Source organism: Geomicrobium halophilum, assembly GCF_014207655.1.
GTDB lineage: Bacteria > Bacillota > Bacilli > Bacillales > Marinococcaceae > Geomicrobium > Geomicrobium halophilum.
The window spans coordinates 17,689-31,749 of record NZ_JACHHJ010000001.1; the positions used below are offsets into that span (position 1 = coordinate 17,689).

Below are 14,061 nucleotides of genomic sequence, written 5' to 3' on the forward strand. Positions count from 1 at the left end.
CAGGTTATGGTGGTTATATGGGAGTACTCTTGGATGTTCACACATCTTATGATTGGGATGGAATGAAAATAGCTACTCGCTAATGCTAGTGATATTAAAGAGGAATAACCCCCTCCCAACTAACGCACATTATGAATACTATTCTCTCACTTTTCGACAATATTAAAGCTATACATAAAACTTGAATTTTGCTCTCTTCGCGTCTTGCCTCTGTCACTAAGTACGACTTTTATTTTTGCTACAATCGATCATCACCAAAAGGAGGAGCCATCCATGAACAGGGCCATACGTATTGCTGGTCTGTTGCTTCTTCTTATTGGGGCCGGCTGCAGCCCTCAAGTGCGCCAAATCGAAGATATACAATATATACAGGCTATGGGGCATGATGATGAGAATGGGGACATTCAAACCACGGGTGTCACTACGATATTTATGCCTGGCCAAGAAGTACTCCCTGAAAGCGAAACCTTGACGGTTTCTAATGTGAACCTTGAAGGTCTTTATGCTGGTTTACAGTCGGAATCGTCCAGATATGTGGATACCAGTCGGGTCAGAGTAGAATTGTATAGCGAAGAGTTAGCCGCCGAAGGGATCTTTCAACAACTTGATACGATTCAACGAAACCCTATGATTGAGCAAGACAGGAAGATCGCTATCAACCGCGGATCAGCAAAGGAGATCCTGGAGGAAGATTACCCGTTTCATTTGACCGTTAACGAATATTTGGATGAATTGATCGATCAAAACATCGAAGCGCAGATTCCTCAAGCGAATTTTCACGACTTTTTGTATCGTTATTACGCGGGGGGTGCCGATCCTTTCCTCCCTCTTTTGGAGAAACAAGAGGGTCGCGTGGAGGTTATCGGTCTTGCCTTATTTCAAGGTGACATGTATACCGAAGACATGGACCTCGAAGATACCCAAGTGTTTAGAAAACTTGCCGAGAAAACCGAAGAGGGTACCATTAATATTGATCTTAATGAGAACAAGGGCGTTACCTTTCATCATCTATCATCCCAGCCAAATTGGAGCATTCAACAAGAGAGCGAAGCCATCCACATCCAAGCAAACGTCGACGTTGAAGGCGTTCTTCAGGAAACAAGAGGTATAGATGTATCCCAACCGGAGAATATTCAACAACTAGAGCAAATTGCTTCTGCAGAATTCAAGAATCGAATGGAGGAGATCATCCAATTTTTACAGGAAAATGAGATCGACCCCATCGGCATCGGGGAGCGAGTGGATCAAAACGTAAGAGGAATTGACATTAAGCAGTGGGAAGAAGAAGAGTATCCGAATGTGGACGTTGGTGTGAACGTTGAATTTACGATTGAAAATACCGGAGCTGTAGAATCGTAGTTAAATCCACCCTTCCTGACGTGGGTATTTTGATCTTTACTCGATTTACTCTTATATAGAATCTAGTGCACAGCAGGACTTCCCAATCAGCTTCAAACATGTGCCTGTGAGAGCATTTTTTCTGCGGCATTATAAATAGATAGGATTTATCAACACTTAGACTTTCATTTGAATTTATCTTGTCAGGTTCCTTCATGAACCAACCTGACAATCTCGTTATAGGGGTTGTTCAAAAAGTCCGGGACTTAAAGGAAATCGGCTAAAATCGCCACCTCCTGTGGCAACGCCGGTACTAGCGCTCCGTGCCAGAAGTTCTTTCTCCTTGCGGCTAAATGCTGCGCACCGGCCGAAAAAGTTCCTCAAGCGCTGAATAAAATGCTCAGCGCGCCGAATCATCTCGTTCATCTGAATAAATGTGTTGCTGGGCTGAAAAAACCACTCTCCGAGCTGAATCCCGTTCCACTCGCTCCATCAGATCATTCGCCTAAGAACGTTTTAATGGACGGGAAAGAACTTTTGAGCATTCTCACTTAAACCACCCCTTCTCTTTAAAACGAGAGATCGCTTCGATGCGATTACCGACATCCAATTTTTCCAAAATCACGGAGACATAATTACGGACAGTGCCATTTTTTATATGAAGCTGATTGGCAATTTCTCCTGTATTCTTACCGTCGGCGATCAGTCGAAGCACCTCCTCTTCCCGCTCCGTTAAGGGATTATGATCGTCGTAAACCATATCGACAAGTTCCGGTGCATATACTTTTCTGCCACTCGTTATCGTACGGATGGAATTAGCCAAATCCTCACTTGGACTATCTTTTAATAAATATCCATTTACCCCCGCTTTGCGGGCGCGTTCAAAATATCCCGCACGGGCAAAGGTGGTTAGCACAATCACTTTACATGAATGATCCTTTAGTTCCTCAGCAGCCTCGAGTCCGCTCTTTAACGGCATTTCTATGTCCATGATACAGATATCAGGCTGGTATTTGTTAACGATATTCAAGGCCTCTTCTCCATCTTTTGCTTTTCCGACAACTGCCATATCTTCTTCAAAATCTAGTAATGAGCCAAGGGCCCCAAGCAGCATCTGTTGATCTTCTGCAATAACAATTCGAATCACACCGATCCCTCCTCATCGCCCATTTGTTTAATCACATGCGGTACTCGTATAGTGAGCATGGTACCATTGGAGGATTCAATACGTAAGCTGCCATTCACAAATTCCAGCCGTTCTTTCATCCCTTGAAGACCGCTTTCTTTAAACGTTTTCTTGTTTGAAAGGATACCGGTACCGTTATCTTGCACTTTCATTACCAATTCGGCAGTGGAGTCCATGATGAAGAGATGGCAGAATGTAGCTTGGCTATGCTTAACCACATTGGTTATCCCTTCCTTTAAACACATACTCACCACATTTTCCACCAATAAAGGTGTATTCGGGAGATCAGTGGGTCCCTTGATGTGAAACTCAATTTGAGAAGCTTTGAGAATTTCTTGGACACGTTTGACCTCATCTTTTAGTTTTGCTCCTTTCATATCGGAAACGATGTCACGTACTTCATTTAAAGCTGTTCTTGCCGTATGATGGATATCATTAATTTCTGATTTGGCAGAATCAAGGTTGGTGTCCATGAGTTTTTCGGCCAAATCACTTTTGAATCCGATGAGGGAAAGCTTTTGACCCAATGTGTCATGTAAATCACGAGCAATCCGTTGCCGTTCCTCGATGACCATGAGTTGGGAGATTTTTTCATTGGCATCTTCCAATTGATTTTCCAACATTTCCCGTTTGTTTCGGTTGTAAATCGTGATCGGCAAAAGGATGACGCCAATAATGCTAATAATAATAAAAGGCAATTGCATAAGAAAGGTTTGGCTTTGGATGAAAAAACCAACGCTAATGGCCGAAATAGTCGTAATAACGTGAATAACATATAAGGTTATAAATCCAGATTTATTTTGGATATTCCCAATAAAAAAGGCTAGAAAAAGTGCGAAGTAAACATAACCAAAATACATCGTCATTCCGATGCTAATTGCCATTTCTACACCTAAGGAGAGGTAGACCGTCCAGCCTTTCTTAATAAAGGATAGCCGATATGCAGTAAAAAACAAGATTATCATTAAAATTCCGATACTGGTTTCCAATAATGACGAGGAGCTAATAATAAAATAAAAAGGGAGAAGACAAAAGATGATCCAGGCATATAAACTAAGTCCAGTGTTTTTCGGAAAAATATGAAACCAATTTTGCATCCTCGACTCCTCCTTTTAGTATTAGTGTAACAAAAGAACAGAAGAAAAGCCCTTCAATCTGAAATTGAAAGACGTTCCCGTTCTCTTTTATTCATTGCTGGGAGTTAGGGGTATGATGATTTCTATGGTCTATTTTGGTGAACGATCCTTAATCTCTTTAAAGCTGACAAATGTCTGGTTGGCTTCATCGAATAGCCGGAAACGAAGCGACTTCAAACTGGTAGCAAGTGTAATCGTTGTGGCTTGTTGGAGAGGGGTTATATTTTCATGCGTTTTCTCCAGATGGTAATTGGGGACTTTTGGACTTAGATGGTGTACATGATGGAAACCAATGTTGCCTGTGATCCATTGTATTACTTTTGGAAGTTTGTAATAGGAACTTCCATCGATTGCAGCTTTTACAAAACTCCACTCCTCTTCATTTTCAAAGTAGGAATCTTCAAACTGATGCTGTACATAAAACAACCAAATACCTAACATCCCGGATATAAATAAAATAGGGCCCTGTACGAAGAGGAAAGCTTGCCAACCGATCGCCCATATTACAAGCGTATAAATCATTGCGATGGAAGTGTTAATCAAATACGTGTTCATTTTTTCTTTTTGTTTTGCATCTTTTTTATTAAAGCGATTCTCGATGAGAAAAAGGAAACACGGACCTAATCCAAACATCACGATTGGATTTCGATATAGACGATACGATAACCGGGTCCAAAAGGGGGCATGAATATATTCATTGACGGTCATCATCCATATATCTCCAGTCCCACGTTTATCTAAATTCCCGCTGGTTGCATGATGCATCGCATGGCTGCGTTTCCATTTTGAAAAGGCAAAATGGGTAATAATTCCGGTTATCGTACCGACAAGCCGATTCGCTTTACTACTCTTGAAAAAAGACCCGTGGGTGCAGTCATGGAAGATAATAAAGATTCGTACGACAAAACCGGCTGCAATAACAGCGAATACAAATGTTAGCCACACGGAAATCGATAAACTATGGTAGGCGAGGAACCAAAACAGGAAAAACGGAAGAATGGAATTGATCAGCTGCAGGATACCTGCCCTTGTATCTGAAATTGCAAAAGGTGCGGTGCTCTTCTTTAACTGCTTCTGTTTTTGCTTACTCATAACTTCCCCCTATGATGGGATATTCTATCTACATCTTATATTAGGGAATACGCATAAGCATTTTAAGACATAAATGTCAGTGCTGAAGTATGACAAGTGTCATATAAAAACTCATAACCACTATGAGCTTGAGGGTGGAACCGGGTATTTCGATGTGTCTATATCTACTGGCTCGCCAATGGCCATGTTCGCGAGGATGGAGCCTAAATATGGTCCCATCGTTAAGCCGGTGGCGCCCAGGCCATTGGCAAATATTAAGCCTTTTAAGCCGGGGATATTTCCAAACACGGGCAGTAAATTCGGGGTGAAGGGACGGAAGCCTACGCGTGTTTCCACCCACTCTGTGTTGGCGAGTTCAGGTGCGATTTGTATGGTTTCCGTTAAAATTTCATGAATGGGGCCAGCAGTTATACGATTGTCGAACCCTGTATGGTCTTCATGTGTGGTACCTACCACGAGACGTCCTTGCTCAAATGGTAATAAATATTTTTTGCCGGGGGGCAGCACAACTGGCCAATTTCCTGTCTCTTTAAAAGGGAGTTCAAGATGAATGATTTGTGCTTTTTGTTCGCTTACATGTACATCAATGTTCAACGGATCTAACAGGGATTGGGCCCAAGCACCCGCAGTGACGATGACTTGATCAGCATACCATTCCTCTGCTTCAGTCTGGGCCCCTACTACACGACTTCCTTCCGTTAAAAGGGCTGCGTTGCCATGTACAAAGCGGGCGCCAGATTTTACTGCAGTTCTCAGTAAAGCGTCTCGCAAAAGACCACCATCCACGCGTGCCGCTCCGCTCACATACAGACTGCTGTATGTACCTTCAAGAATCGGGAGGTGCTCTTTCGTTTCTTGGGGGGAGAGGAGGTGGAGTTCGCCAATCTCCGGTGCATTTTGCCGCTTGATTTCCGCGCGCTCCTTCGTTTCGGCTAACTTCTTTTCATCGGTATGTAAGCGCAGGGCGCCGACTCGCTTATACCCAGGGTTTGTTTCGCCGGCCTGTTCTAATTCGGCGATTAGTTTCGGATAATAGGCGGCTCCATTTTTGACGAGAGTGTACCAGGCTTGATTGCGTCTTTGAGAAATCCATGGACAGATCATGCCTGCTGCTGCGGCGGTCGCTTGTCCCTTGTCTTCACGATCAATGATCGTCACTTCATATCCTTTTTTCGTTAAATGATAAGCGGTTGAAGCTCCGAGGATCCCGGCTCCAACAATGATGATGTTCTTCATGTTTGACTCCGTTTCCTATTGTTTTTCGATGGCAAGTAAGAATGGGGGATGATTTTTTCGATTGCTGAATTCATAACGTGCGACAAGTACCTGTTGCTGATCGAGGGTTGAGGTAAAAGAAAGAAGGTCATCCCGCTCCTTTTTTCCTTCCTTATGGCCGTGATAAATAATTAACACAATTAACCCCTTCTTGGGCAGTAACTTCAGCAGCTGGTTGATGGCGGTGATTGTAGACTTACTGTTTGTTACAATAGTTTTGTCACTTCCCGGCAAGTAGCCCAGGTTAAAAATGGCTGCAGTTGGCGGAGGGTTGTCGTTTTTCCTAAATACATCCCCCACAGAGGCATGGCTATCTTTTATTAAAATGACCTGCTCATGAAGTTGTTCTTTTTCGAGACGTTCACTGGTATTTCGAATGGCTTCTTGTTGAATGTCGAAACCAATGACTTGTCCGTCTGAGCCAACTGTCTCAGCTAGAAAAAGGGTATCATGGCCGTTGCCAACAGTAGCATCAACCACCGTATCTCCAGGTGTGATTGCTCGTGCTAATAAATGGTGGGCAAAAGGAATAACGTCATATAAACTCATGTCAAACGCACCGTTTCTGCTAAATATTTATTTTTCATCGGTTTTTTCCCCGCACGGTTTCGGAAGTCAATGTGAGTGCGGCTTTCATACAGTGTAGCATGCTGTATTTTCCGAAACCAAACCGATCCTTTACTCAAAATCATTGTAATATTTTATCAATTCTTATACGATAGTCTGCGGTAAAAGAAATGAGGTGAAGGATTGCCAAAGATTATCTGGCTTTTGATTATCGGAATGTCCACAAATGTCATTGCTGCCTCGTTCCTTTGGCCGTTGAATACCATTTATATCCATCGGCAATTGGGGGAGCCTCTCGCTGCCGCTGGTCTCGTGCTAATGATGAATGCTGGGGCGGCAATCGTTGGAAATCTGATTGGCGGAAGATGTTTTGACCGCATTGGCGGATATAAAACATTAATGCTGGGTCTATCGGTTTCCACGATCTCTGCCATTTTTCTTGCATTTTTTCATGACTATTATCAATACATGGCTTTTCTTACGGGGATTGGTTTTGGACACGGAATGGTTGTCCCTTGTTTCTATTCGCTTGCCGGATCAATTTGGCCACAAGGGGGGAGGCGTCCTTTCAATGCCATGTATGTAGCGCAAAATGTTGGGGTTTCAGCGGGGACTGCGTTGGCAGGGCTTGTGGCATCTATAAATATTGAATTTATTTTTATTGCGAATAGCTTTACATATCTTTTGCTATTCACATTCGCCGCGATCGCTTTTCGGAGGGTGCAAGAGAGGTCTACACAAGCGAAAGAGGCGGCTGCGATGAGAGAAGCAGCTCTTCGTCAAGGGAATCTGGTGCCGCTGATCGTCGTGGCGGTTGGTTTCTTTATCTGTTGGCTTGGCTACGTTCAGTGGCTCTCGAACATTTCGGTACACATGCAGGATCTTGGTGTTGGGTTGCAAAATTACAGTTTGTTATGGACGATCAATGGTTTTCTTATCGTTGCCCTGCAGCCGGTCATGGCACTCATCGTTAAGTATTGGATCAAACGTCTAAAAGCACAGTTAATGGTTGGCGTCGTTGTTTTTGCCATAGCCTATTTTATGTTATTACAGGCAGAAGTCTTTGCTGGATTCCTCATTGCCATGTTGATTCTTACCATTGGGGAATTATTCGTTTGGCCAGCTGTTCCAACCATTGCTTTCAGACTCGCACCAAAAGGGAAAGAAGGGTCTTACCAAGGGTTTGTGAACAGTGTTGCCTCAGCTGGGAGAATGATTGGACCATTCCTTGGCGGACTACTTGCAGATATGTTCAATATGCATGTTCTTTTCACGGTACTGTTATTTTTGTATGCCATTGCTTTTGCCAGCTTCAGTCTATACGAGCGTTTCTTGAATGCGGAAGAACGAAAACAGTTGTAATCACTCGAAGGTTGCCGGTATTTGCCGTAAGGCCATTATTATGCATGGGCGCTTCGTTTTAGCATAGCTATGTAGAAACTGGGTTTCGAAAAAGAGGTGTTTTCGTGTGAGTAAAATGTACGACTCTAATTACACCAAGCAAGAATATGAAAGGTCCATGAAATATCAACCTTCCATGAAGGTGCACCCTGTGGATCAACCAGCTTTTGTCAATCAAAACCAGGTTCTTTATTCGCCGATCTTTCCTGTTCCAGCTGTACCGCAGCCTACATTCTATGTGACTTCGCTTGACCCCGTGTTTGTGGATCATTTAAGCAGACATACGGATATGGAAATTATGGTAGAAACGACCTCTGGAAAAGTAGTGGAAGGGCTGTTAACAGCCGTGGCTGTGGACCATATTCAAATCAATATCAATGAAGATCGGGCGATCCATTTGCGGATAAGTGAGATTGTGTTTTTTGAAGGATTTCCAATTGGATAGACAGGGCAGATACGAAGGCCCGGACTTATTTGAACATCTAAAAACAAAGAATGAGCATGGAAGTATGATGGTGTACATACTTTCATGCTTTTTTTGCTTGGGTTTATACTGCTTTGTAATAGAGAAAAACTGACAATATCAATATTCAACAATAACCGGTGGGCAATAGCTCTCAACCTTGACATTACCGGGTTTCCTGCCTACAATGACAGTATCAAGAAGCACGGGAACATAAGAAGCTTACCCTCTGTGACAGTATGGCGTCATCCATTCGACGTTATCTTTCGGCGCGATACATATAGATCCCGTCCCTGAGGAGGGGCGGTTTTTATTTTTTAAGAAAAAGATCATGTTTAAACTCGTCGGTAGGATAAGGGAATCTTTGACTCATTTCGCTACGTATTGGGCAGATGTCAAAGATACTAATTCCGATGAAAGCTCGTCGACATGTGAGAAAAGGGGCGGCTATCATCACTTCCTGAGCATGCACGAGTTAAAATCAGAGTATAAGGAGGCGTTCATAATGGCCTTTCCACATGAGAAAATCGAGAAAAAGTGGCAGGATTTTTGGGCGAAGGAGAAAACGTTTCAAACGGATGCAGATGATACATCCAAGCCTAAATTTTACGTATTAGATATGTTCCCTTATCCATCAGGAGCAGGACTTCACGTTGGTCACCCAGAAGGGTATACGGCCACCGACATTCTTGCACGTATGAAACGGATGCAAGGATATAACGTGCTTCATCCAATGGGTTGGGATGCTTTTGGATTGCCAGCGGAGCAGTATGCGCTGGATACGAATCAACACCCTGATACCTTTACACAATCAAATATTGATAACTTTCGTCGGCAAATTAAGGCGTTAGGTTTTTCACTGGATTGGGATCGGGAAATCGATACGACGGATCCGAAGTATTACAAATGGACACAATGGATTTTCTTGCAACTATATAAACATGGGTTAGCCTATATCGATGAGGTGCCTGTGAATTGGTGCCCAGCGCTTGGGACGGTTCTTGCGAATGAAGAAGTCGTTGATGGAGTGAGTGAACGCGGGGGCCACCCGGTGGAACGGCGGCCAATGAAACAATGGATGCTAAAAATTACAGCCTATGCCGACCGTCTGTTGGAAGATCTGGATGAGATTGACTGGCCAGAAAGTATCAAAGATATGCAGCGCAATTGGATTGGAAGGTCTGAAGGTGCAGAGGTTATATTTGATATCGCCCGTCACGATGAATCGGTAGACGTGTTTACGACCCGTCCTGATACGTTGTTCGGTGCAACGTACATGGTACTCGCGCCGGAACATGAACTTGTGGACAAGATTACTAGCGACCATGAACGTCAACAAGTGGAAGAATATAAAAAGAAAGTTTCCTTGAAGAGTGATTTGGAACGAACGGAATTGCAAAAAGAAAAATCCGGGGTTTTCACAGGGGCGTATGCGATGAACCCGGTCAATGGAGAAGAGATTCCCATTTGGATTGCTGATTACGTGCTTGCCTCGTATGGCACAGGTGCTGTGATGGCGGTTCCCGCTCATGACGAACGTGATTATGAATTTGCAAACGCGTTTGATCTGCCGATTCGAGAAGTCGTCACCGGAGGAAATATTGAGGAAGAACCTCACACCGGAGACGGTGAACATGTCAACTCTGATTTTCTGAACGGTTTGAATAAAGAAGATGCGATTGAAAAAGTAATTGCGTGGCTTGAAGAGCAAAATGCAGGCCGAAAAAAGACGACGTATCGTCTTCGTGACTGGTTATTTAGCCGTCAGCGTTATTGGGGAGAACCGATACCGATCATTCATTGGGAAGACGGTTCCATGTCAGCCGTTGATGAAAGTGAATTACCGCTAGTGCTTCCTGATCTTGATGAATTTAAGCCATCGGGCAATGGCGAGTCACCGCTTGCGAATGCTTCAGAGTGGTTAGAAGTAACCGATCCTGAGACGGGCATGAAAGGCCGGCGTGAGACGAATACGATGCCGCAATGGGCGGGTAGCTGCTGGTATTATTTGCGCTTCATTGACCCACAAAATGAAGAAGCTTTGGCCGATCCGGATAAGATGGACTACTGGCTGCCGGTGGACATGTACCTTGGCGGTGCAGAGCATGCGGTGTTGCATTTGCTGTACGCCCGCTTTTGGCATAAGTTCTTGTACGACATTGGAGTCGTCCCTACGAAAGAACCATTCCAGAAATTGTACAACCAAGGAATGATTTTAGGCGAAAATCATGAGAAAATGAGTAAATCGAAAGGAAATGTCGTCAATCCGGACGATATTATGAAAAGTCATGGTGCCGACACTTTACGTTTATATGAAATGTTTATGGGTCCGCTTGACGCTTCGGTTGCCTGGTCACATAATGGCCTAGATGGGTCCCGGCGTTTTCTTGACCGTGTATGGCGGTTGCTGGTGGATGAAGAGGGCCAGTTGACATCAGCCGTTTCAGATCGCACCGAAGATGATCATAAGCTCTGGTCGACCTACCATCAAACGGTGAAAAAAGTCAGTGATGATTTTGAGCATATGCGTTTTAACACCGGTATTAGCCAATTAATGGTGTTTATCAATGCTTGTTATAAAGAAGAGACGATTCCGCGTGCGGCTGTGGAAGGATTTGTTAAAATGTTATCTCCGCTTTCCCCGCATGTAGGAGAAGAATTGTGGTCCATTCTCGGTCATACATCGTCCATAACGTATGAAGCGTGGCCGACCTATGATGAGTCTTATCTCGTTGAGGATGAGGTAGAGGTTGTGATCCAAGTAAACGGGAAAGTTCGCTCGAAGCTGCAAATATCTAAAGAAGCAACGAAAGAAGAGATGGAAAAAGTCGCACTTGCTGATGAAAAAGTGACCACGGTTATTGAAGGAAAGACGATACGTAAAGTCATCGCCGTTCCAGGAAAACTCGTGAATATCGTGGCGAATTAAGCAACAGAATCGAGTGAGAGGACACCAGCCTTTCACTCGATTTTGTTTTTATAGGGGGAACACCACAAGATGTATCTGTATTACCTCTTCGTACTCATCATCTATCTTATGGCTGTGATTACTGCATCGGAGGCTCTCACCCAAGCTTCTGGCTGGCTGGCGTTATCGATGTTTTTTCTATCCTTTTACCGTGCTGGTCGATTGTTTCAAATATTAGGCGGTATATTCGTAGCGCTTGGAGTCATTTTGTATGGATTCAGTGCAGTTACATTTATGGATATTCCGCATTTACTTAGCGATAATCTGACCCTTGTTGCGTTTGTGAGCGCACTTCCATTTATACAAACAGCGGTACGGGCAGGACGATACGACAAGCAATTGCAACATTGGTTATTTCACCGGGTCGAAAGCAGCGGTTACTTGAATCAGCGCAGTTTGTTGACAAGTTACGGGCTCGTTCCTTTCATGAATCTATCCGTGCTTCCACTGATCCAGTCTACGCTTGCCCGCCACTTGCAATCATGGAAAAAAGGCAAGCGTGACGCGTTCATCAGCCGTGTCACATTACGCGGGTTTGCACTCGTCCTCGTCTGGATGCCTATGGAGATTATGCTTGTACTTGCTTTAGATCTGACAGGTGCTGGTTACATCGCTGTTTTTCCTTGGTTTCTACTCATTTCCGTAACGATGCTTTTGATTGAAATTATTCGTGGATATCTGTGGAAAAATGAACAAGTGATGCTCTCGCATCATGAGGAAATTCGGACACGATCGTCTGGAAAGGTATGGACGTTATTATTGGCGATTATTTCTTTTCTTGTGATTGTCGTCGGTCTTGGAGAACTCCTTGATTTTTCATTTATCTTGATGGTAACGCTCGTTATTCCGCCTTTTGCCTGGGTGTGGGCAAGCATATGCCGAAGACGCTGGCGTTTTCAAGTGCTTGCACGAGATGCTTTTCGAAAGCAGCTTGAGGAAAACATTCACCCATTTGTCGTTCTTTTCGTGTCGTTAGGGTGGTTTACTGGAACATTGAGTGAAACGCCGGTCATTGAATGGGTGCAGGCGCCCTTTGAAACAGGGGGAGTTTCGCCAGCAGCTATACTGGCAGGAATCCCTTTGGCCTTTATTGCAATGGCGATGGTTGGTATCCACCCCATTGCTACGATGACCCTTCTGCACGAAGTGGTCGGGACAATCTTGATGCCAATCAGCCCAGAGAGTTTAACCATTGTGTATGTGGTTGCTGCACTGGCAACCTTTACAGTGAGCACGTATGGAATTACCGTTACGCTTACCGCTCGCCATACCGAGCAAAATCCCTATCGTATCACACTTCGGAATATGCCCTTTGCCCTTGTATTTAGTGCGGTTGGCGTCCTGGCGGCCATTCTACTCCTCTAGCGATTCAGCCGCACTTTTTCCCGCCGTATACCCAGTGGAGAATGCGCAGGTGATATTAAAACCGCCGGTATAGGCATGGATGTCCAAAACTTCACCGCAAAAATACAGCCCTTGCTTGATCTTAGATTGCATCGTTTTCGGCTCAATTTCCTTGATCGAGACGCCTCCACCAGTAACAAAGGCTTTTTTCAGGGAAAGGGTGCCGTCTGAAGAAAAGGTGAAGCGTTTGGCTTCTTTTGCCAGTGCTTGCAAGGTTTCAGCGTGCACATTTTTGAGAGCCTGAGCTGGATCGATATTTGTGCGCTCGAATAAAAGAAGCAGAAAACGTTCGGGTGCGAGCGTGTTGAGCACGTTTTTGCAGGATTTTTCACCCGCTGTTTTTTTCCATTTGTGCAACGTTTGTTCAAGTCCTCCGAGGCTTTCATCGGGATAAAGGTCGATGCTTAAGGAGACAGGCTTGCCATCGTTTTTCTTCCGTTCTTTCACGATATATTGGCTGCAACGCAAGGCGATAGGGCCAGAAATACCGAAATGGGTAAAAAGCATATCCCCTCCGTGTTTCACGATCGCCTTCTTTTTTTGATTCCAGACCGTGAGTTCTACATCGCGGAGAGATAGCCCTTGCAATGTGCGTTCTTGAATAAAATGGTCGCTTGATGTGATCGGAACTTCTGTTGGATAGAGCTCCGTGACAGTGTGCCCGGCTTTTCGTGCCCACGGATAAGCATCTCCTGTAGAACCGGTGTGAGGGACGGAAGTCCCGCCCGTCGCCACAATGACACGATTGCAAGAAACGAAGTGATCATCTTCTAACGTCACACCAGTGACTTGGTCTTCCTCGAAAACGAGTCCGGTTACGCGCTGATCGGTGATCATATTGACGCCGAGCACCTGTAATTGATCGAGCAGCGTCTGTACTACAGTGGCTGCTTTATTGTTCACGGGGAACATTCTTCCCATATCTTCTTCCTTTAGAGCAATTCCCAGATCCTCGAAATAAGCAATTATATCTTCATTATTAAAAACAGAGAACGGACTGTACATAAACTTCCCATTTCCGGGGATGTAACGGATGAGTTCGCGCTCTTCCATACGGTTAGTGACATTGCAGCGGCCCCCGCCGGAGATCGCGAGTTTACGACCCAGCTTGTCGCCTTTATCCATTAATGTAACAGCTGCCCCGTGGCGTGCAGCAGCAACGGCTGCCATGAGTCCGGAAGGACCGCCGCCAATGACGATGACTTTTTCCATAAGATGGGCTCCTTTAAAG

11 protein-coding genes are annotated in these 14,061 nt (G+C 44.5%); 5 read left to right on the forward strand and 6 right to left on the reverse strand.

From position 1 onward, the window contains the following. Positions 1 to 273: 273 nt before the first annotated feature. Positions 274 to 1,359 (forward strand): Ger(x)C family spore germination protein, encoded by a 1,086-nt coding sequence (locus HNR44_RS00085; protein ID WP_184402108.1) that lies wholly within the window; start codon positions 274 to 276, stop codon positions 1,357 to 1,359. Positions 1,360 to 1,885: 526 nt separating this feature from the next. Here HNR44_RS00085 and HNR44_RS00090 read toward each other — a convergent pair. The 5 genes from HNR44_RS00090 to mnmM form a co-directional block, all read right to left on the reverse strand. Continuing rightward, the gene (locus HNR44_RS00090; protein WP_184402109.1) at positions 1,886 to 2,485 is read right to left on the reverse strand and encodes a response regulator; all 600 of its coding nucleotides are present in this window, start codon (positions 2,483 to 2,485) and stop codon (positions 1,886 to 1,888) included. After that, complete coding sequence (locus HNR44_RS00095) at positions 2,482 to 3,621, reverse strand: sensor histidine kinase (RefSeq protein ID WP_184402110.1); 1,140 nt, start codon at positions 3,619 to 3,621, stop codon at positions 2,482 to 2,484. Before HNR44_RS00095 ends, HNR44_RS00090 begins: the two co-directional genes overlap by 4 nt. Positions 3,622 to 3,750: 129 nt before the next feature. Next, on the reverse strand, positions 3,751 to 4,752 hold the full coding sequence (gene desA / locus HNR44_RS00100; RefSeq protein WP_184402111.1) for a Delta(5) desaturase DesA: 1,002 nt from the start codon (positions 4,750 to 4,752) through the stop codon (positions 3,751 to 3,753). A gap of 120 nt (positions 4,753 to 4,872) precedes the next feature. Next, a complete protein-coding gene (locus tag HNR44_RS00105; protein ID WP_184402112.1) occupies positions 4,873 to 5,988 on the reverse strand; it encodes an NAD(P)/FAD-dependent oxidoreductase in 1,116 nt (371 codons plus the stop codon). A 15-nt stretch (positions 5,989 to 6,003) separates the two neighbouring features. Beyond that, on the reverse strand, positions 6,004 to 6,576 hold the full coding sequence (gene mnmM / locus HNR44_RS00110) for a tRNA 5-(aminomethyl)-2-thiouridylate-methyltransferase MnmM (RefSeq protein ID WP_184402113.1): 573 nt from the start codon (positions 6,574 to 6,576) through the stop codon (positions 6,004 to 6,006). A 201-nt stretch (positions 6,577 to 6,777) separates the two neighbouring features. Between mnmM and HNR44_RS00115 the strand changes: the two genes are divergently transcribed. The 4 genes from HNR44_RS00115 to HNR44_RS00130 all read left to right on the forward strand — a co-directional run bounded on the left by HNR44_RS00115 (position 6,778) and on the right by HNR44_RS00130 (position 12,791). Further along, entirely contained in the window at positions 6,778 to 7,956 is a 1,179-nt protein-coding gene (locus tag HNR44_RS00115; protein ID WP_184402114.1) for an MDR family MFS transporter, read from the forward strand. A gap of 115 nt (positions 7,957 to 8,071) precedes the next feature. Further along, a complete protein-coding gene (locus HNR44_RS00120) occupies positions 8,072 to 8,440 on the forward strand; it encodes a DUF2642 domain-containing protein (protein WP_184403477.1) in 369 nt (122 codons plus the stop codon). A 523-nt stretch (positions 8,441 to 8,963) separates the two neighbouring features. Further along, positions 8,964 to 11,387, forward strand: a complete 2,424-nt coding sequence (gene leuS / locus HNR44_RS00125; protein WP_184402115.1) for a leucine--tRNA ligase — start codon at positions 8,964 to 8,966, stop codon at positions 11,385 to 11,387. 69 nt (positions 11,388 to 11,456) lie between these two features. Continuing rightward, positions 11,457 to 12,791, forward strand: a complete 1,335-nt coding sequence (locus HNR44_RS00130) for a hypothetical protein (RefSeq protein ID WP_184402116.1) — start codon at positions 11,457 to 11,459, stop codon at positions 12,789 to 12,791. Here HNR44_RS00130 and HNR44_RS00135 read toward each other — a convergent pair. Beyond that, positions 12,780 to 14,042: a BaiN/RdsA family NAD(P)/FAD-dependent oxidoreductase gene (locus tag HNR44_RS00135; protein WP_184402117.1), complete on the reverse strand. Its 1,263-nt coding sequence runs from the start codon at positions 14,040 to 14,042 to the stop codon at positions 12,780 to 12,782. The genes HNR44_RS00130 and HNR44_RS00135 overlap by 12 nt on opposite strands. Positions 14,043 to 14,061: the final 19 nt, after the last annotated feature.